Annotated in this window: 16 protein-coding genes; 12 read left to right on the top strand and 4 right to left on the bottom strand. The window is 52.5% G+C overall.

What is annotated here, in order from left to right:
- Window position 1: 1 nt before the first annotated feature.
- The gene (gene glpQ / locus OGY67_RS01325) at window positions 2-1,069 is read right to left on the bottom strand and encodes a glycerophosphodiester phosphodiesterase (RefSeq protein ID WP_032944051.1); all 1,068 of its coding nucleotides are present in this window, start codon (window positions 1,067-1,069) and stop codon (window positions 2-4) included.
- A 3-nt stretch (window positions 1,070-1,072) separates the two neighbouring features.
- Window positions 1,073-2,431 carry a glycerol-3-phosphate transporter gene (gene glpT / locus OGY67_RS01320; protein WP_198801522.1) on the bottom strand — a complete coding sequence of 453 codons (1,359 nt, stop codon included), beginning with the start codon at window positions 2,429-2,431 and terminating at the stop codon, window positions 1,073-1,075.
- Between the two features lie 270 nt (window positions 2,432-2,701).
- On the opposite strand from glpT, the gene glpA reads away from it, so the two are divergent.
- The 4 genes from glpA to OGY67_RS01300 all read left to right on the top strand — a co-directional run bounded on the left by glpA (window position 2,702) and on the right by OGY67_RS01300 (window position 7,867).
- Window positions 2,702-4,330, top strand: coding sequence for an anaerobic glycerol-3-phosphate dehydrogenase subunit A (gene glpA, locus OGY67_RS01315; RefSeq protein ID WP_032944055.1), 1,629 nt, complete (start codon window positions 2,702-2,704; stop codon window positions 4,328-4,330).
- The gene (gene glpB / locus OGY67_RS01310; protein WP_071445255.1) at window positions 4,320-5,579 is read left to right on the top strand and encodes a glycerol-3-phosphate dehydrogenase subunit GlpB; all 1,260 of its coding nucleotides are present in this window, start codon (window positions 4,320-4,322) and stop codon (window positions 5,577-5,579) included. The genes glpA and glpB overlap by 11 nt, the downstream gene beginning before the upstream one ends.
- Window positions 5,576-6,766, top strand: a complete 1,191-nt coding sequence (gene glpC, locus OGY67_RS01305) for an anaerobic glycerol-3-phosphate dehydrogenase subunit GlpC (protein ID WP_003834686.1) — start codon at window positions 5,576-5,578, stop codon at window positions 6,764-6,766. Before glpB ends, glpC begins: the two co-directional genes overlap by 4 nt.
- Before the next feature lie 183 nt (window positions 6,767-6,949).
- Complete coding sequence (locus OGY67_RS01300; protein ID WP_286573163.1) at window positions 6,950-7,867, top strand: Rpn family recombination-promoting nuclease/putative transposase; 918 nt, start codon at window positions 6,950-6,952, stop codon at window positions 7,865-7,867.
- A 38-nt stretch (window positions 7,868-7,905) separates the two neighbouring features.
- Here OGY67_RS01300 and OGY67_RS01295 read toward each other — a convergent pair whose 3' ends face one another.
- Window positions 7,906-9,102, bottom strand: coding sequence for a nicotinamide mononucleotide deamidase-related protein YfaY (locus OGY67_RS01295; RefSeq protein ID WP_048215872.1), 1,197 nt, complete (start codon window positions 9,100-9,102; stop codon window positions 7,906-7,908).
- A gap of 79 nt (window positions 9,103-9,181) precedes the next feature.
- Window positions 9,182-9,724, bottom strand: a complete 543-nt coding sequence (locus tag OGY67_RS01290) for a YfaZ family outer membrane protein (protein ID WP_048215871.1) — start codon at window positions 9,722-9,724, stop codon at window positions 9,182-9,184.
- Window positions 9,725-10,041: 317 nt separating this feature from the next.
- Here OGY67_RS01290 and nudI point away from each other — a divergent pair, with 317 nt between their 5' ends.
- From nudI to arnF, 8 genes are all read left to right on the top strand, one after another.
- The gene (gene nudI / locus OGY67_RS01285) at window positions 10,042-10,467 is read left to right on the top strand and encodes a nucleoside triphosphatase NudI (RefSeq protein ID WP_048215870.1); all 426 of its coding nucleotides are present in this window, start codon (window positions 10,042-10,044) and stop codon (window positions 10,465-10,467) included.
- Window positions 10,468-10,751: 284 nt separating this feature from the next.
- On the top strand, window positions 10,752-11,891 hold the full coding sequence (gene arnB / locus OGY67_RS01280) for a UDP-4-amino-4-deoxy-L-arabinose aminotransferase (RefSeq protein ID WP_048224702.1): 1,140 nt from the start codon (window positions 10,752-10,754) through the stop codon (window positions 11,889-11,891).
- Between the two features lie 2 nt (window positions 11,892-11,893).
- Window positions 11,894-12,877 carry an undecaprenyl-phosphate 4-deoxy-4-formamido-L-arabinose transferase gene (gene arnC, locus OGY67_RS01275; protein WP_008785329.1) on the top strand — a complete coding sequence of 328 codons (984 nt, stop codon included), beginning with the start codon at window positions 11,894-11,896 and terminating at the stop codon, window positions 12,875-12,877.
- A complete protein-coding gene (gene arnA, locus OGY67_RS01270) occupies window positions 12,874-14,856 on the top strand; it encodes a bifunctional UDP-4-amino-4-deoxy-L-arabinose formyltransferase/UDP-glucuronic acid oxidase ArnA (protein WP_286573160.1) in 1,983 nt (660 codons plus the stop codon). Before arnC ends, arnA begins: the two co-directional genes overlap by 4 nt.
- The gene (arnD, locus tag OGY67_RS01265) at window positions 14,853-15,755 is read left to right on the top strand and encodes a 4-deoxy-4-formamido-L-arabinose-phosphoundecaprenol deformylase (protein WP_008785331.1); all 903 of its coding nucleotides are present in this window, start codon (window positions 14,853-14,855) and stop codon (window positions 15,753-15,755) included. The genes arnA and arnD overlap by 4 nt, the downstream gene beginning before the upstream one ends.
- Window positions 15,752-17,410 carry a lipid IV(A) 4-amino-4-deoxy-L-arabinosyltransferase gene (gene arnT, locus OGY67_RS01260; RefSeq protein WP_286573797.1) on the top strand — a complete coding sequence of 553 codons (1,659 nt, stop codon included), beginning with the start codon at window positions 15,752-15,754 and terminating at the stop codon, window positions 17,408-17,410. The genes arnD and arnT overlap by 4 nt, the downstream gene beginning before the upstream one ends.
- Window positions 17,407-17,742, top strand: coding sequence for a 4-amino-4-deoxy-L-arabinose-phosphoundecaprenol flippase subunit ArnE (arnE, locus tag OGY67_RS01255; RefSeq protein WP_003834709.1), 336 nt, complete (start codon window positions 17,407-17,409; stop codon window positions 17,740-17,742). The genes arnT and arnE overlap by 4 nt, the downstream gene beginning before the upstream one ends.
- Window positions 17,742-18,128, top strand: a complete 387-nt coding sequence (arnF, locus tag OGY67_RS01250; protein ID WP_103014181.1) for a 4-amino-4-deoxy-L-arabinose-phosphoundecaprenol flippase subunit ArnF — start codon at window positions 17,742-17,744, stop codon at window positions 18,126-18,128. Before arnE ends, arnF begins: the two co-directional genes overlap by 1 nt.

The following is an 18,128-nucleotide window of genomic DNA, read 5'->3' as shown; positions in this document are numbered from 1 at the left end:
ATCACTCTTTATTCAAGAATTTCACTGCTTTGTCGGGGAAGTCGGTGAACAGCCCGTCCACGCCCGCCTTGTTATAAAGAATGTCATACAGCTGGTTTACGTCAGTGGTGTAATCCGGCAGTTGATCGGCGCGAACGGTATAAGGATGCACAACCATCTTATTCTGATGTGCGTCCTGCACCATGCCAGTTAACGAGATATTGCCCTTCTTCGACTTCTCATCAATCAGCATGTGATAGTCCGGCCCAATGCCGTCCGCATACTGCGCAACCTGCTTCATGGCACCCGGTTTAAACATCCAGTCGTAGTTGTAATTAACCCAACTACCGTCCGGCTTTTTCTCCTGGGTTTCATTCCAGTCAGTGTACGCAATCAACTGTACCAGATTGAGATCCATCCCCATCTTCGGTTCCAGTTCATTTTTAATGCGCTTCAACTCTGCAACATCAAAACACTGTAGATAGACCTTGTCGTTCTTGTCGGTATACCCGTACTTTTTCAGTACTTCCAGCGTTTTAGCCGCAATGTCCTTCCCTTCCTGGTGATGGAACCACGGCGCTTTCATTTCCGGGTAAATACCGATGTTTTTACCGGTGGAATGATTTAATCCCTGAACAAACTCAATCTCTTCTTCGAACGTGTGCACGCGGAAATCAGATTTACCCATCGGGAAGCGCCCTGGGTAGGTCTGGACCTTTTTGCCATTTTCGATATCGAAGCCTTCGGTAAATTTCAGCGATTTAATTTCATCCAGCGTAAAGTCGATGGCGTAGTAACGCCCATCTTTACGCGCACGATCCGGAAAACGCTCGGCAACATCGGTGACGCGGTCAAGATAATGATCATGCAGGACGACCAGATGGTCATCCTTGGTCATCACCAAATCCTGCTCCAGATAATCCGCACCCTGGGCATAGGCCATCGCTTTCGCTGGCAGCGTATGCTCCGGTAGATAACCGCTCGCACCACGGTGCGCAATCACGATTTTATCTGCGGCAACCGCCGCGCTGCTGACCACCATACCTGTGAGCATCAGCGCCACGCTGAGACTTTTCAATGTAGTTTTCATCTATTAGCCCCCGTTACGTTTCAGTTGCATCTCTTCGTGATGGCGTTTTTCGCCAATCATGACGACCACCAGCAGGATAACCGCCAGCACGCTACCGCCAATCATCACCATAAAGCCGCCGTCCCAACCGAAGAAGTCAACGGTGTAGCCAACAATGGCGCTCGCAGCCACAGAACCGCCGAGATAACCGAACAGACCGGTAAAGCCAGCTGCCGTTCCCGCCGCTTTTTTCGGTGCCAGTTCCAGCGCGTGCAAACCAATCAACATTACCGGACCGTAGATCAGGAAGCCGATGATGATCATACAAGCCATATCCACGTTCGGGTTGCCTGCCGGGTTCATCCAGTAAACGATGGTCGCAATAGTTACCAGCGTCATAAAGAACACGCCGGTCGCGCCACGGTTACCACGGAAGACTTTATCCGACATCCAGCCGCACAGCAGCGTGCCTGGAATACCCGCATACTCATACAGGAAGTAGGCCCAGGATGATTTGTCCAGTGCGAAATGCTTCACTTCTTTCAGGTAGGTTGGTGACCAGTCCAGGATGCCGTAGCGCAGCAGATAAACAAACACGTTGGCGATAGCGATGTACCACAACAGTTTGTTCGGCAGTACGTACTGCATGAAGATCTGCTTCGCAGTCAGCTCTTCTTCCGCTTTCTCGGTGTAATCGTCCGGATAGTCGTTCTTATACTCTTCGATAGGCGGCAGACCACAGGACTGCGGTGTATCACGCATCAGGGCAAAAGCAATCAGCGCGACGACGATCGCACCGAAAGCAGGCATATACAGCGCCGCTTTCCAGTCATTGAACCAGGCCATACCCAGCAGGAACAACAGCGGAGGCAGACCGCCACCCACGTTATGCGCACAGTTCCAGACGGAAACAATGCCTCCACGCTCTTTCTGCGACCACCAGTGCACCATGGTACGGCCACACGGCGGCCAGCCCATCCCCTGGAACCATCCGCAGAGGAACAGCAGCACAAACATAATAGCAATGCTCGATGTCGCCCACGGCACAAAGCCCATGAACAACATCACAGCGGCGGCCAGTATCAGACCGGCTGGCAGGAAAACGCGCGGATTCGAGCGATCCGAAATGGACCCCATGATGAATTTCGAAAATCCGTAAGCAATGGAGATACCGGACAACGCAAAACCCAGATCGCCACGCGAGAAACCTTGTTCAACCAGATACGGCATCGCAAGGGCAAAGTTCTTACGTACCAGATAGTACGCGGCATAACCAAAGAAAATCCCCAGAAAAATCTGCCAACGTAATCGACGATATGTCGGGTCGATCTCCGCTGCAGGTAAACGCGCCGTGTGTGACGCTGGTTTAAAAATGCTCAACATAGTGTAGCCTCCGTGGCCGTCTTTCATTCGAAGTAAACACTGCAGTTCGTCATTACTACCCTACCGCTCCCAGTGTGGCCGCGATGTTAAGGAAAGATACATAACAAAAATGTGAAACGCAGCACATATTGTTACAGATTTATGACAAATGTTCATAAAGGCGCACGAAATCACGTTTCATTTTCGAATAATGAGCGATTATGCGCGAAATCAAACAATCCATGTTTTTTATGTGGCTAAATGATAAAAAACGAACTGTGAGGAAAAACAATGAAAACTCGCGACTCGCAAACAAGTGACGTGATTATCATTGGTGGAGGAGCAACAGGTGCAGGGATCGCACGTGACTGTGCGCTGCGCGGGTTGCGCGTCATCTTAGTGGAACGCCACGATATCGCCACAGGTGCGACCGGACGCAACCACGGCCTGCTGCACAGCGGTGCACGCTACGCCGTCACCGACGCTGAATCTGCCCGTGAGTGCATCAGCGAAAACCAAATTCTGAAACGTATCGCCCGTCATTGCGTTGAGCCAACGGACGGTCTGTTTATTACTCTGCCGGAGGATGAGCTGTCCTTCCAGGCCACCTTTATTCGCGCCTGTGAAGAGGCAGGGATTCGCGCAGAAGCGATTGACCCTCAGCAGGCACGTATTATCGAACCTTCTGTGAATCCACAGCTGATTGGTGCAGTAAAAGTACCAGACGGCACGGTCGATCCTTTCCGCTTAACAGCAGCTAACATGCTGGATGCGCGTGAGCATGGCGCGGTTATCTTAACGGCGCATGAAGTGACGGGACTGATCCGCGAAGGCGCAACGGTTTGCGGCGTTAACGTGCGCAATCATCTGACAGGCGAAATGCAGTCCCTGCATGCACCGGTTGTCGTCAACGCCGCTGGGATCTGGGGTCAACGCATTGCGGAATATGCCGATCTGAGCATCCGTATGTTCCCGGCCAAAGGTTCGTTGCTGATTATGGATCATCGTATTAACCAGCATGTCATTAACCGCTGCCGTAAGCCTTCTGACGCCGATATTCTGGTGCCTGGCGATACCATTTCACTGATCGGTACCACCTCACAGCACATTGATTACGACGATATCGACAGCAACCGCGTCACCGCAGAAGAGGTCGATATTCTGCTGCGTGAAGGCGAGAAGCTGGCGCCGATTATGGCGAAAACACGCATTTTACGCGCCTACTCCGGCGTACGCCCGCTGGTGGCCAGCGACGACGACCCAAGCGGTCGTAACGTCAGCCGTGGGATTGTACTGTTCGATCACGCTGAACGTGACGGACTGGAAGGGTTTATCACCATTACCGGCGGCAAACTGATGACCTACCGCCTGATGGCGGAATGGGCCACCGATGCCGTTTGCCGTAAGCTGGGCAATACCCAGCCTTGCACAACGGCAGACACCGCGCTGCCTGGCTCACAGGAATCTACCGAGCATACGCTTAAACGCGTGATCTCATTGCCAGCTCCACTGCGCGGCTCGGCGGTCTACCGTCACGGCGATCGCACCCCTGCGTGGCTTAGCGAAGGCCGCCAGCACCGCAGTCTGGTCTGTGAATGCGAAGCAGTCACCGCAGGCGAAGTGCAATACGCCGTCGAGAATTTAACCGTCAACAGCCTGCTCGATTTGCGTCGCCGTACCCGTGTTGGAATGGGGACCTGCCAGGGCGAATTGTGTGCCTGTCGCGCCGCAGGTTTGCTGCAACGTTTCAATGTCACTACCGCAGCGCAGTCCATTACCCAGCTTTCCGACTTCCTCAACGAACGCTGGAAAGGCGTGCAGCCCATCGCCTGGGGAGATGCGCTGCGCGAAAGCGAATTCACGCGCTGGGTTTATCAAGGGTTGTGTGGTCTGGAAAAGGAGCACCAGGATGAAATTTGATACCGTCATTATCGGCGGCGGCCTCGCCGGACTGCTATGTGGCCTGCAACTGCAAAAAAGCGGACTGCGCTGCACGATTGTTACCCGCGGCCAAAGCGCCCTGCATTTTTCCTCCGGCTCACTGGATTTGCTCAGCAGCTTACCCGATGGTCAGCCGGTGACGGATATAGAAGCGGGTTTGAATGCGCTGCGCACTCAGGCACCCGCACATCCGTATAGCACCATCGGAACGCAGAACGTTCTGGAACTGGCCCAGCAGGCGCAAAATTTACTGGAAGAATGCGGAACACATTTGCAGGGCAAAGTGCATCAGGCGCATCAACGTGTTACCCCGCTGGGCACCCTGCGCTCAACCTGGTTAAGTTCCCCGGAAGTGCCGGTCTGGCCGCTGTCCGCGCAGCGTATCTGCGTTGTAGGGATTAGCGGGTTACTGGATTTTCAGGCGCATCTCGCCGCGGCGTCATTACGCCAACGCAATCTCAGCGTCGAGACGGCAGAAATCGAGCTACCGGAGCTGGATGTCCTGCGTGATAACCCAACCGAGTTTCGCGCCGTTAATATTGCGCGCCTGCTGGATAACGAAGATAAATGGTCGCTGCTCTATGACGCATTGCTGCCTATGGCAAAAACCTGCGACATGATAATCATGCCGGCATGCTTTGGTCTGGCCGATGAGCGGCTCTGGCAGTGGCTTAACGAGCGCCTCCCCTGCTCGCTGACACTGTTACCGACCCTACCACCTTCGGTACTGGGCATGCGTTTGCACAACAAATTACAGCGCCAGTTTGTGCGCCAGGGCGGTGTGTGGATGCCGGGTGATGAAGTGAAAAAAATCACCTGTCAGGATGGCGTGGTCAGCGAAATCTGGACCCGAAATCATGCCGATATCCCCTTGCGGCCACGTTTCGCCGTGCTCGCCAGCGGCAGTTTCTTCAGCAGCGGGCTGGTCGCCACGCGTGAGGCAATCCATGAACCAATCCTGGGACTGGATGTACAGCAAACAGCTACCCGCGCCGAGTGGTATAAGCGTGATGTTTTCGATCCACAACCGTGGCAACAGTTTGGCGTAACAACCGATTCCGCATTGCGTCCATCACTGGCGGGAAAAACGATAGAGAACATGTATGCCATCGGTTCCGTCCTCGGCGGATTCGATCCTATCGCCCAGGGTTGCGGAGGCGGCGTGTGTGCAGTTAGCGCCTTACATGCCGCACATCATATTGCGAAACGTGCAGGAGGACAGCAATGAGCGACACACGTTTTGAAAGTTGTATCAAATGTACGGTGTGCACCACCGCCTGCCCGGTAAGCCGCGTCAATCCGAGCTACCCTGGCCCTAAGCAGGCCGGCCCGGACGGTGAACGTCTGCGCCTGAAAGATGGCGCGCTATATGACGACGCGCTGAAATACTGCATCAACTGTAAACGCTGCGAAGTGGCCTGTCCGTCAGACGTGAAAATCGGCGATATCATTCAGCGTGCGCGCGCCAAATACGACACGACACGCCCATCGTTGCGTAACTTTGTCTTAAGCCATACCGATTTAATGGGCAGCGTATCCACTCCCTTCGCCCCAATAGTGAATACCGCCACCTCATTAAAACCGGTGCGTCAACTGCTGGATTACGCGTTAAAAATCGATCATCGTCGTACGCTGCCGAAGTACTCCTTTGGCACCTTCCGCCGCTGGTATCGCAGCGTTGCCGCACAGCAGGCGCAATATCAGGATCAGGTCGCCTTTTTCCACGGCTGTTTTGTGAATTACAACCATCCCCAGCTCGGCAAAGACCTGATCAAGGTGTTGAATGCGATGGGTACTGGCGTGCAACTGCTGAGTAAAGAGAAATGCTGTGGCGTGCCGCTGATTGCCAACGGTTTTACCGATAAAGCGCGTAAGCAGGCAGTAAGCAACGTGGCCTCACTCAGGGAGGCGATTGATGGCAAAGGCATTCCGGTGATCGCCACCTCATCAACCTGTACCTTTGCGCTACGTGATGAATATCCGGAAGTGCTGGATGTCGACAACTCAGGCCTGCGTGAACACATTGAACTGGCAACCCGCTGGCTGTGGCGCAAGCTGGATGAAGGTAAAACGCTGCCGCTGAAAACGCTGCCGCTGAAGGTGGTCTATCACACGCCATGTCACATGGAGAAAATGGGCTGGACGCTCTATACGCTGGAGCTACTGCGACAAATTCCAGGGCTGGAGCTGACGGTGCTGGATTCTCAGTGTTGCGGGATTGCCGGGACTTACGGCTTTAAAAAGGAAAACTACCCGACATCACAATCGATTGGCGCACCGTTATTCCGCCAAATTGAAGAAAGCGGCGCTGATATCGTCGTCACCGACTGCGAAACCTGTAAATGGCAGATTGAGATGTCAACAAGCAAACGCTGCGAACATCCTATCACCCTGCTTGCCAAAGCGTTGGGTTAACTCTGTTGCCCGGTGGTGTTTGCTACCGGGCATTTTTGCGTAGCCCGTTCCGCTTAATTGAATACGTTGCAGTCGGACGTATTTATCTCTGATTCACCCACGCAAAGAACCCATTTCCCGCATGCAGCGCATATTAAAAGTGGATACCGTCACGCCATCTTCTCTTTCTGGTGACGGACTACCATGGCTAAATCCACTACATCTACACCGCATGATGCCGTTTTTAAAAAGATAATGTCTTACCCTGAGATGGCTCGGGATTTTCTGGAGATACACCTTCCTATCGCATTACGTGAGATATGTGATTTACAAACGCTGAAGCTGGAGTCCACCAGTTTTATCGAACAAGATCTCCGCGCATACTACTCCGACGTAGTGTGGTCACTAAAAACCCGCGAAGGTCAGGGCTATATTTATTGTGTTATTGAACATCAGAGTACCGCGGTACCGCATATGGCATTTCGCCTGATGCGTTATGCCACCGCGGCGATGCAGCATCATCTTGATGCCGGGAATAAAACGCTGCCGCTGGTGATCCCCATGCTGTTTTATCACGGCCAACAAAGTCCCTATCCCTGGTCGCTCAACTGGCTGGATGAATTTGATAATCCGCAACTGGCGCGACAACTGTATTCAGAGGCTTTTCCGCTGGTCGACATTACCGTAATACCTGACGATGAAATCGCGCAGCATCGCAGGGTTGCGCTGCTTGAATTGATGCAAAAACATATCCGCGATCGTGACTTAATGGGGTTAGTGGATCGACTGGTCTCGCTATTAGTTACAAGCACTGCTAATGACAGCCAGCTACAAACGCTATTTAATTACCTGATACGGTACGGCGACGTTTCTCGCGTCAGCGAGTTTATCCGCGAAGTTGCCGAACGATCCCCCCATCACAAGGAGAAGCTGATGACAATTGCAGAGAGGCTCAGGCAGGAAGGCCACCAAAATGGACTGCAAGAAGGGATACAGCAAGGGGTGCAAAAAGGTACGCAAGAAGAAGCCCTACGTATCGCTCACATAATGCTGGAACAAGGTATTGATCGTGATTTAGTTCAGTTAATTACCGGGCTATTGCCTGGCGATACCACCGCATGAGCCAGATTGGGAAGGCATTTAGCCTTCCCAATCTGTGATTAAATCGTCAACGACTCAACCACTTCGATCCAGCCGTGTTCGCTAGCGATTTCCAGATTGTTAAGCCAGCGGCGCAGCATATTTAGTGCCATCATCGCGCACACTTCCTGACGAATCGCCAGGCTGTAGCGATTTGCATTCAGCCGTACGCGCAAGGCGTGTGTCCCATCAGCCGTGGCCAGCGCAAAGTTAATATGTTCGTTTTCGAAAGCCGATATCGCGAGTGCTAATCCAGCATAATGCTTGCTGCGTCGCTCGGTTATCCAATGCGCCGTTTGCGCCAGCGTTTCTTCCTGAGGCGGAACCACTTCACTCGCCAACAGTGGCGCATTCGAACGAGAAAGCTGCAATGCCACCAGACCACCGGTGAATTGTTCGCTCAGCGTCAGGCTGAATTGCCGTTCTTGCAACGTGCGGGCGATTTGCGCGGGTAAGCCTTCCGTACCTTCAAAAATCATATTCTGCCCGGCAACCCGCTTAACTTCTGGCCACAGCGCCAGCATCGCTTCCCGTTGAGAATCCGGCCCGGTCAGCTTCAGCTCAATAATCGGCATTGAGGAGCGGTAGCCCATTGTCACTCCCGGTGGCAACGGGAGCGGATCCAGGCTCTGCGCCAGGTCGCTTTCAGAACGGCCAAAGGTGGTTAATCGCAGGCATAACGGGGGCTGAGCCAAAGAGAAACGCTCACGCAAACGAGGCAGGATCTCATGCTCCACCATGACTTTGAATTCTGACGGTACACCCGGTGTAAAGAACATCAGGCAGCGGTTAAGCTTCAGGGCGAACCCGCACGCGGTACCCACCGGATTATTGATAAACTCAGCGCTGGCCGGAAGTTCAGCCTGTTTGCGGTTGCTTGGCGCCATCACGCGGCCACGATCGCGGAAATATCGCTCCATCTCGGCCAGCCATGCTTCATGCAGCACCAACCCTTCGCCTTTTGCCGTTGCCGCTGCCAGCGCGCTCAAATCATCGCTGGTAGGTCCCAGACCGCCATTAACGATCAGTACATCGGCGTGCTCGCTACGCTCACGCAAAACGGCGACCAAATCGTTAAGATTGTCACCTACCGTGTTGCGGCGTGTTAGCGGTAAACCCTGATTAAAGAAAAAATCGGCCAGCCAGGCGGCATTGGTGTCGACGATTTGTCCGTGCAACACTTCATCCCCTGTGGATAGCATCTCCACGTTTAACATCGTGTTCTCCTGCTTTTATGATGAAAACACTATAACGCATGGAGGGGGGAAGGCGCGACTGAACGCCGCGCCAGAAATGTTAGAAGCTGGCGTTAACCCCAACGTACGGGCCATCAGCAATCGCGTTATCACGGTTGCCGTCTTTGCCTGCCAGGTTCAGGTAACGATAACCGGCTTCGATGCTCAGCGGACGCATAATGGTCAGACGCGCACCGGCATTCGCTTCTTCATAGCTGTCGATACCGCTGGAAAGTGAATCAGGAGAGTAATAATACTCACCAAACAGACGGAAGCTATCGCCAATTGGCCATTGTAAACCACCACCGACAGCAGCAGCATAACCTTCATCGCCATCGTTTGGATTAGTATAAACACCTTTACCACCAACGGTCGCCATCAGCGGCCCCAGTGGGATATTCAAACCTAAACCCAGCCCGGCAACATCACCGTCGTCATCGTTATGCATCCAGTTACCGCTGACGGCCAGACCAGTACTCTCAGTGCCCATACCGAAGCCCAGGTTGGTGTAGTCTTCACCAGCCTGGCCGCTGATGCTAATCGCGCTAGCCGACGCGGAAACAAACAGCATTCCGGCAAAACCCAACATTAAACTTTTTTTCATTTTCTATCCTTTCCAGCAAGAATCAAAACATAGCCCCAAAACCGATGAATTGTACTGTCAGATGGCGAGGAATCAATGAGCTAAAAAAGCGATGCAATGACATATTGTAACTAAATACTACTCACAAGATTTATTTAAGGTTAAATTCTTGTGCCAATTACACCGTTGGACGTCCCAGAACGTCATTTTCAACAAACATCCTGTTTTCCCTGCCAAAGCGCTCTTGATCACCGATGAAACATTTTTTCTGCCGCCAGCAAAAGGTAAGATGCGTGCATGACGGAATTTTCTCTACCTCCCCAACAAGGACTCGACTGATGCGCCAAAGAACGATTGTTTGCCCATTAATTCAAAACGATGGCTGTTATTTACTCTGCAAAATGGCTGATGACCGCGGTGTGTTTCCCGGTCAGTGGGCGCTTTCTGGCGGCGGTGTTGAACCGGGTGAACGTATTGAAGAAGCTCTGCGCCGTGAAGTGAGGGAAGAGCTGGGCGAGCAACTGGTGTTATCAGAAATTACCCCCTGGACCTTCAGTGATGATATTCGCACTAAAACCTATGCTGATGGCAGTCAGGAAGAGATTTACATGATTTATCTTATCTTCGATTGTGTCGCGGCGAATCGTGAAGTGAAGATTAACGAAGAGTTCCAGGCATTCGCCTGGGTTAAACCGGAAGATCTCAGTGCCTACGATTTAAATATCGCCACGCGTAAAACGTTAACCTTAAAAGGGTTACTGTAGGTTATCATTTTAATAACGGCATATAATTAACATTCTGAATAGCGGCATTGCACTCATCAACTTATAGCAAACAGCAATGTCGCAAAAACCTAAAAAGACACTTAATTTCATTAAGATAAACATAAAAACACCTCTATTTAGCTATCGTTCCCAAACCTTAAACTCTTAAGGATAAATTAACCTTCAGTCATTAACCTTTGTAGCCTGATGAAATAATTAACGACGCCCCTGTTTATCACTAAAAATAAAACTTCGGTGGCGTTAAATGGCTTGAAGGAATAATGATGTCTGACTTTTTGCCTTTCTCTCGCCCGGCCATGGGCGCTGAAGAACTTGCCGCAGTGAAGGCGGTTCTGGACTCTGGATGGATAACCACCGGCCCGAAAAATCAACAGTTGGAAGAGGCTTTTTGCCAGCTCACGGGGAATAAGCATGCCGTCGCCGTTTGCTCCGCCACTGCAGGAATGCACATTACGCTGATGGCGCTGGGCATTGGTGCGGGCGACGAGGTCATTACGCCGTCGATGACGTGGGTTTCTACCCTCAACATGATTGTTTTGCTGGGGGCGACGCCAGTGATGATCGATGTCGACCGCGATACGCTTATGGTGACACCTGAGCAAATTGAAGCTGCTATTACCCCACGAACCAAAGCCATTGTTCCAGTACATTATGCTGGCGCCCCCGCCGACCTCGACGCAATTTATGCCATTGGCGAGCGTTATGGAATCCCGGTAATAGAAGACGCAGCCCATGCCGTAGGGACATTGTATAAGGGCCGTCATGTCGGTGCTCGCGGCACGGCAATCTTCTCGTTTCACGCTATTAAAAATATCACCTGTGCGGAAGGTGGACTGATCGTTACCGACGACAGCCAGCTTGCTCAGCGGCTTCGCAGTCTGAAGTTTCACGGTCTGGGCGTTGATGCTTTTGATCGACAAACCTATGGTCGGGCACCGCAGGCCGAAGTGCTTGCACCTGGATACAAATACAACCTGACGGATATCAATGCCGCTATTGCGCTGGTACAGCTCAATAAGCTGGAGCAACTGAACTCACGCCGGGCGCAAATTGCCCAGCACTATCAAAAAGCGCTGGCTGATACGTCATTTCAACCGCTGGGCCTACCGCAGTGGTCGCACGTTCATGCCTGGCATCTGTTCATCATTCGCGTTGACGAAGCGCGCTGTGGCCTGAGCAGAGATGCGCTGATGGAAGCGCTAAAGGCCAAAGATATCGGCACCGGCCTGCATTTTCGTGCAGCCCATACGCAAAAATATTATCGCGAACGCTTCACTACCCTTTCGCTCCCAAATACAGAATGGAATAGCGCACGCATCTGTTCGCTGCCGTTATTCCCCGACATGACCGACGCTGACACTCAGCGGGTCATTACGGCGCTTCGCGAGATAGCAGGACAATGAGCATGTTTGAAGCCACACCGATTAAAAAAGTCTCGGTTGTTATTCCCGTTTTTAATGAACAGGAAAGCCTGCCAGAGTTAATCAGACGCACCAGCGACGCCTGCGAGAAATTGGGCAAAGACTATGAAATTCTGCTAATCGACGACGGCAGCAGCGACCGTTCCGCTCAGTTGATGATGGACGCCTCTCAGGCACCGAACAGCCATATTGTCTCTATTTTACTGAATCGTAATTACGGACAGCACTCGGCGATTATGGCCGGTTTCAGCCATGTCACCGGAGACTTGATCATCACGCTGGATGCTGATTTGCAAAACCCGCCGGAGGAGATCCCACGGTTGGTCGCCACTGCAGATGAGGGTTTCGATGTGGTAGGCACGGTACGCCAGAACCGTCAGGATAGCGTATTTCGTAAGACCGCCTCACGAATGATCAACCATCTGATCCAACGAACCACCGGTAAAGCAATGGGCGACTACGGCTGCATGCTACGCGCCTATCGCCGTCACATCGTCGATGCCATGCTGCATTGCCAGGAGCGCAGCACCTTTATCCCTATTCTGGCCAACATTTTTGCCCGTCGCGCCACGGAGATCCCGGTACATCATGCAGAGCGTGAATTTGGTGACTCCAAATACAGCTTCATGCGTCTGATCAACCTGATGTATGACCTGGTGACTTGCCTTACCACAACACCGCTTCGCATGTTGAGCCTGCTGGGCAGCGTGATCGCTGCCACGGGCTTTACCTTATCAGTCCTGCTTGTTGTTCTGCGCCTGACGCTCGGCCCACAGTGGGCAGCAGAAGGGGTATTCATGTTGTTTGCCGTCCTGTTTACCTTTATCGGCGCACAGTTTATTGGCATGGGTTTACTCGGCGAATATATCGGTCGCATCTATAACGATGTCCGCGCCCGCCCCCGCTATTTTGTTCAACACGTTATCCGCCCACAAACTACGCAGTCAACCGAGGAAAACCGCGCATGAAAGCCGTCGTATTTGCCTATCACGATATGGGATGTCAGGGTATCCAGGCCTTGATGGATGCAGGTTATGAAATCGCTGCCATTTTTACGCACACCGACAACCCGGGTGAAAAAGCGTTTTTTGGATCTGTTTCCCGCCTCGCGGCCAGCGCCGGTATTCCGGTTTACGCCCCAGACGAGGTTAATCATCCCCTGTGGATTGAGCGCATTAGCCAACTGGCACCCGATGTTATCTTCTCGTTCTACTATCGCCATTTACTGAGTGATGAGATCCTCAGTCTTGCCCCTAAGGGTGCATTTAATCTGCACGGCTCGCTGCTGCCGAAATACCGTGGCCGCGCACCGCTGAACTGGGTATTGGTCAATGGTGAAACCGAAACCGGCGTCACGCTTCACCGCATGGTTAAACGCGCGGATGCTGGTGCCATAGTTGCCCAGCAGCGTGTCGCTATTTCACCGGATGATGTGGCGTTAACGCTGCACCATAAGCTGTGCCAGGCTGCGCGTCACCTGCTGGAAGAGGCGCTGCCCGCGATTAAAACGGGAGATTATGCAGAACTCTCCCAACAGGAAGCAGAGGCGACCTGTTTTGGTCGCCGCACACCGGAAGATAGCTTCCTCGACTGGAACAAGCCTACTGCGGAATTACATAACCAGGTCCGTGCCGTCAGCGATCCATGGCCGGGTGCATTTAGCTATGTCGGCACGCAAAAGTTCACCGTCTGGTCATCGCGCGTTTGCACAAACGACATTGCGGCCCAGCCGGGCACCGTCATCTCCGTGTCTCCTTTACTGATCGCCTGTGTCGATGGCGCACTGGAGATTATTACCGGACAAGCTGGCGATGGTATTGCAATGCAGGGTTCACAACTGGCGCAAGTTCTGGGTCTGGTGCCAAGTTCTCGCCTGAACAGCCAGTCAGTGACCACCAGCAAACGCCGTACTCGCGTACTGATCCTCGGCGTTAACGGCTTCATTGGTAACCATCTGACCGAGCGCCTGCTGCAAGAAGATAATTACGAAGTGTATGGACTCGATATTGGCAGCGACGCCATTGGGCGTTTCCTGCAACATCCGCGATTCCATTTTGTCGAAGGTGATATCAGCATTCACTCCGAATGGATTGAATATCATGTGAAAAAATGCGACGTTGTACTGCCGCTGGTGGCGATCGCAACGCCTATCGAATATACCCGCAACCCGCTGCGCGTATTTGAGCTCGATTTTGAAGAGAACCTGAAAATCATTCGTTACTGCGTGAAATACCGCAAGCGCATCATTTTCCCGTCAACCTCCGAAGTCTACGGCATGTGTACCGACAAAGTCTTTGATGAAGACAGTTCGAATCTGATCGTCGGTCCGGTCAATAAACCACGCTGGATCTACTCCGTATCCAAGCAGTTGCTGGACCGTGTTATCTGGGCGTACGGCGAAAAAGAGGGATTGCGCTTCACCCTGTTCCGCCCGTTTAACTGGATGGGACCGCGTCTGGACAGCCTTAACGCCGCGCGTATCGGCAGCTCACGCGCCATTACACAGCTGATCCTCAACCTCGTGGAAGGTTCACCGATTAAGCTGATTGAAGGCGGTAAGCAAAAACGCTGCTTTACCGACATTCGCGATGGTATCGAAGCTCTGTACCGCATCATTGAAAACGAAGGCGGCCGCTGTGACGGTGAGATTATCAACATCGGTAATCCACAGAACGAAGCAAGTATTCAGGAACTGGCAGAAATGCTGCTTTCCTGCTTTGAAAAACATCCGTTGCGTAACCACTTCCCGCCGTTTGCCGGTTTCCGTGACGTCGAAAGCAGCACCTACTACGGTAAAGGTTATCAAGACGTTGAGCATCGTAAGCCTAACATTCGCAATGCAAAACGCTGCCTGAACTGGGAACCGACCATTGAGATGCAGGAAACGGTAGAAGAGACGCTGGACTTCTTCTTACGCAGTGTGGATATCACGGAACACACATCATGACCAAAGTAGGCTTGCGCATTGATGTCGATACATTCAGGGGGACGCGCGAAGGCGTGCCCCGCCTGCTGGAGACATTAAACCGACATAACGTTCGGGCAAGTTTTTTCTTTAGCGTTGGGCCTGACAACATGGGACGCCATCTCTGGCGTCTGGTGAAGCCACAATTTCTGTGGAAGATGCTGCGTTCAAACGCAGCATCGCTCTACGGATGGGATATTTTATTGGCGGGAACCGCATGGCCGGGAAAAGAGATCGGCCAGGCCAACGCGGCAATCATTGCACAAACCGCCCAGATTCATGAAACCGGTTTGCATGCCTGGGATCATCACGCCTGGCAGGCGCGAAGCGGAAACTGGAATGACAAACAGCTGATTGATGATATTTCGCAAGGTATCACCGCACTTGAAGCCATCATCGGTCAGCCAGTCACCTGCTCTGCCGTTGCCGGATGGCGTGCCGACAACCGTGTCGTCCATGCCAAAGAAGCATTCCATCTGCGCTATAACAGTGACTGTCGGGGAACGTCGTTATTTCGTCCGGTGCTGGAATCCGGGAAAACGGGGACGCCACAAATTCCCGTCACCCTACCAACATGGGATGAAGTGGTTGGTCAGGAGGTCCAGGCGGTGGACTTCAACTCCTATATTCTCTCCCACATCCAGATGAGCAGAGGAACACCGGTGTACACCATTCATGCGGAAGTTGAAGGTATCGCCTTTCATCAGAATTTTGACGAGTTGCTCATTCGTGCTGCCGATATGGGGATGACATTCTGCCCGCTTGGCGAGCTGTTACCTGACGACATCAGTACGCTGCCGTTAGGACAGATAGTACGTGGAAAAATACCCGGCAGAGAGGGATGGCTCGGCTGCCAACAACCGGTGAGTGTGACACCATGAAACCTGCTGCCCGCTACACTCTGGCATTTATCGCTTTAATCGCACTGTATTTTATTTTACCTATCAACAGCCGTATGCTCTGGCAGCCTGATGAAACGCGCTATGCTGAAATCAGCCGGGAAATGCTCAACTCTGGTGACTGGATCGTTCCACACTTTTTAGGGCTGCGTTATTTTGAAAAACCAATTGCCGGATACTGGTTGAACAGCATCGGACAATGGCTGTTTGGCGCAAACAATTTTGGTGTCAGAGCGGGTGCTATTTTTGCCACTTTGTTGGCCGCATTACTGGTAGCCTGGCTTGCCATGCGGTTATGGCAGGATAAGCGTACCGCCATACTCTCCTCCGCTATCTTTTTAACGTTTTTTTCGGTTTACAGCATCGGCACCTACGCGGTACTTGATCCCATCATAGCGCTTTGGCTGATGGCGGGCATGTGCTGTTTTTGGGAAGGCATGCAGGCCACCACCAGAACACGCAAAATCATCGCTTTTTTGCTGCTTGGGCTGACCTGCGGTATGGGTGTAATGACCAAAGGTTTTCTGGCACTCGCTGTCCCTGTGCTTAGCGTATTACCCTGGGTTTTTGCACAAAAGCGTTGGAAAGACCTCATTCTCTACGGTCTGCTGGCGGTGATCGGCTGCATCGCGATCGTACTACCGTGGGGTATAGCGATTGCACAACGCGAACCGGATTTCTGGCATTACTTCTTCTGGGTTGAACATATTCAGCGCTTTGCGCAGGATGATGCCCAGCATAAGGCTCCTATCTGGTACTACATCCCGATATTTGTGGCAGGCACATTACCGTGGCTCGGTCTGCTTCCCGGCGCGCTGCGTACGGGCTGGCGTGAGCGGGATGTTCCGCGCAGTGCTCTGTACCTGTTAAGCTGGATTATTATGCCAATCCTGTTTTTCAGCATCGCGAAAGGAAAACTGCCGACCTATATTCTTTCCTGCTTCGCGCCGCTGGCGATATTAACGGCGCGCTTCGGCCTGCAGGCTGCGGAAAAAGACTCAGCATCCCTGCGCATCAATGGCTGGATCAACGTGCTATTTGGTGTCGTCGGCATCGTCGCTACGTTTATTGTTTCCACGCTGGGACCATTGAAGACGCCGGTCTGGTCGCATATCGAAACGTATAAGGTTTTTTGTGCCTGGGGCATCTTTATCATCTGGACGCTTTTTGGCTGGTATACGCTAAATAACCGCGAGAAGAACTGGAAATTCGCAGCACTATGCCCATTAGGGCTGGCGCTGTTATTTGGCTTCTCCATTCCTGACCGGGTGATGGAATCTAAACAGCCGCAGTTTTTTGTCGAGATGACCAAAGAATCGCTGGAGCCGAGCCGTTATATTCTCACCGACAGCGTTGGCGTCGCTGCGGGACTGGCCTGGAGCCTGAAGCGCGACGACATCATGATGTACGGACAAACGGGCGAGTTAAAATACGGCCTCAGCTACCCAGATGCTCAAGGCCGCTTTGTCAGCCGGGAAGGCTTTGCCGACTGGTTAGCGCAACATCGACAGCAAGGAAACATTACGCTCGTGCTCTCGATTGATAAGAATGAAGATATTAATCAGCTTGCCATCCCTCCCGCTGACTACATTGATAATCAGGGGCGTCTGGTCCTGATTCAGTATCGGCCCAAATGATCTGGATAGCCTTAGTCCTCGCCAGCCTGCTCAGCGTCTGCGGCCAGCTATGCCAGAAGCAGGCGACCCGACCGGTGTCTGTTCGTGCACGAAAACGCTACATTACGCAATGGATTGGGCTTGCTCTGGCAAGCCTCGGTCTGGCCATGCTGCTATGGCTGGCGGTTTTACAAAACATTCCTGTCGGTATTGCCTATCCCATGCTGAGCCTTAACTTTGTCTGGGTTACTCTCGCGGCATGGAAAATCTGGCGCGAACCCGTCACAACCCGCCACTGGCTGGGCGTTGGGCTAATCATTACCGGCATATTTATTCTTGGGAGCGCAGTGTAATGGGCATATTTTGGGGATTATGTAGCGTTATTATCACCTCTGCTGCCCAGTTGAGCCTTGGCTTTGCGATGGATAATCTGCCGCCAATGCTGCAGCCGCTGGCGTTCATCTCCGCCGTATTCTCTGTCAGTATTGGTGCGTTTGCTTTATATGCCGGGCTGGCAGGGTATTTGCTGTCGGTTATTTGCTGGCATAAAGCCCTACACCAACTCGCGCTGAGCAAAGCCTATGCCCTACTCAGCCTGAGCTATGTGCTGGTGTGGGTTGCCTCAATGATCCTGCCCGGCTGGCAGGGAACATTTTCAGTGAAAGCGCTGGCAGGGGTACTGTGCATCATGGCAGGGCTAATGACGATTTTTCTGCCTTCACGCAAACACCAGCCCTGA

This window comes from Citrobacter sp. Cpo015 (assembly GCF_030333035.1).
GTDB lineage: Bacteria > Pseudomonadota > Gammaproteobacteria > Enterobacterales > Enterobacteriaceae > Citrobacter > Citrobacter portucalensis.
Note: the sequence above shows the minus strand (reverse complement) of the source record. Positions and strands in the feature narration are given on the sequence as shown.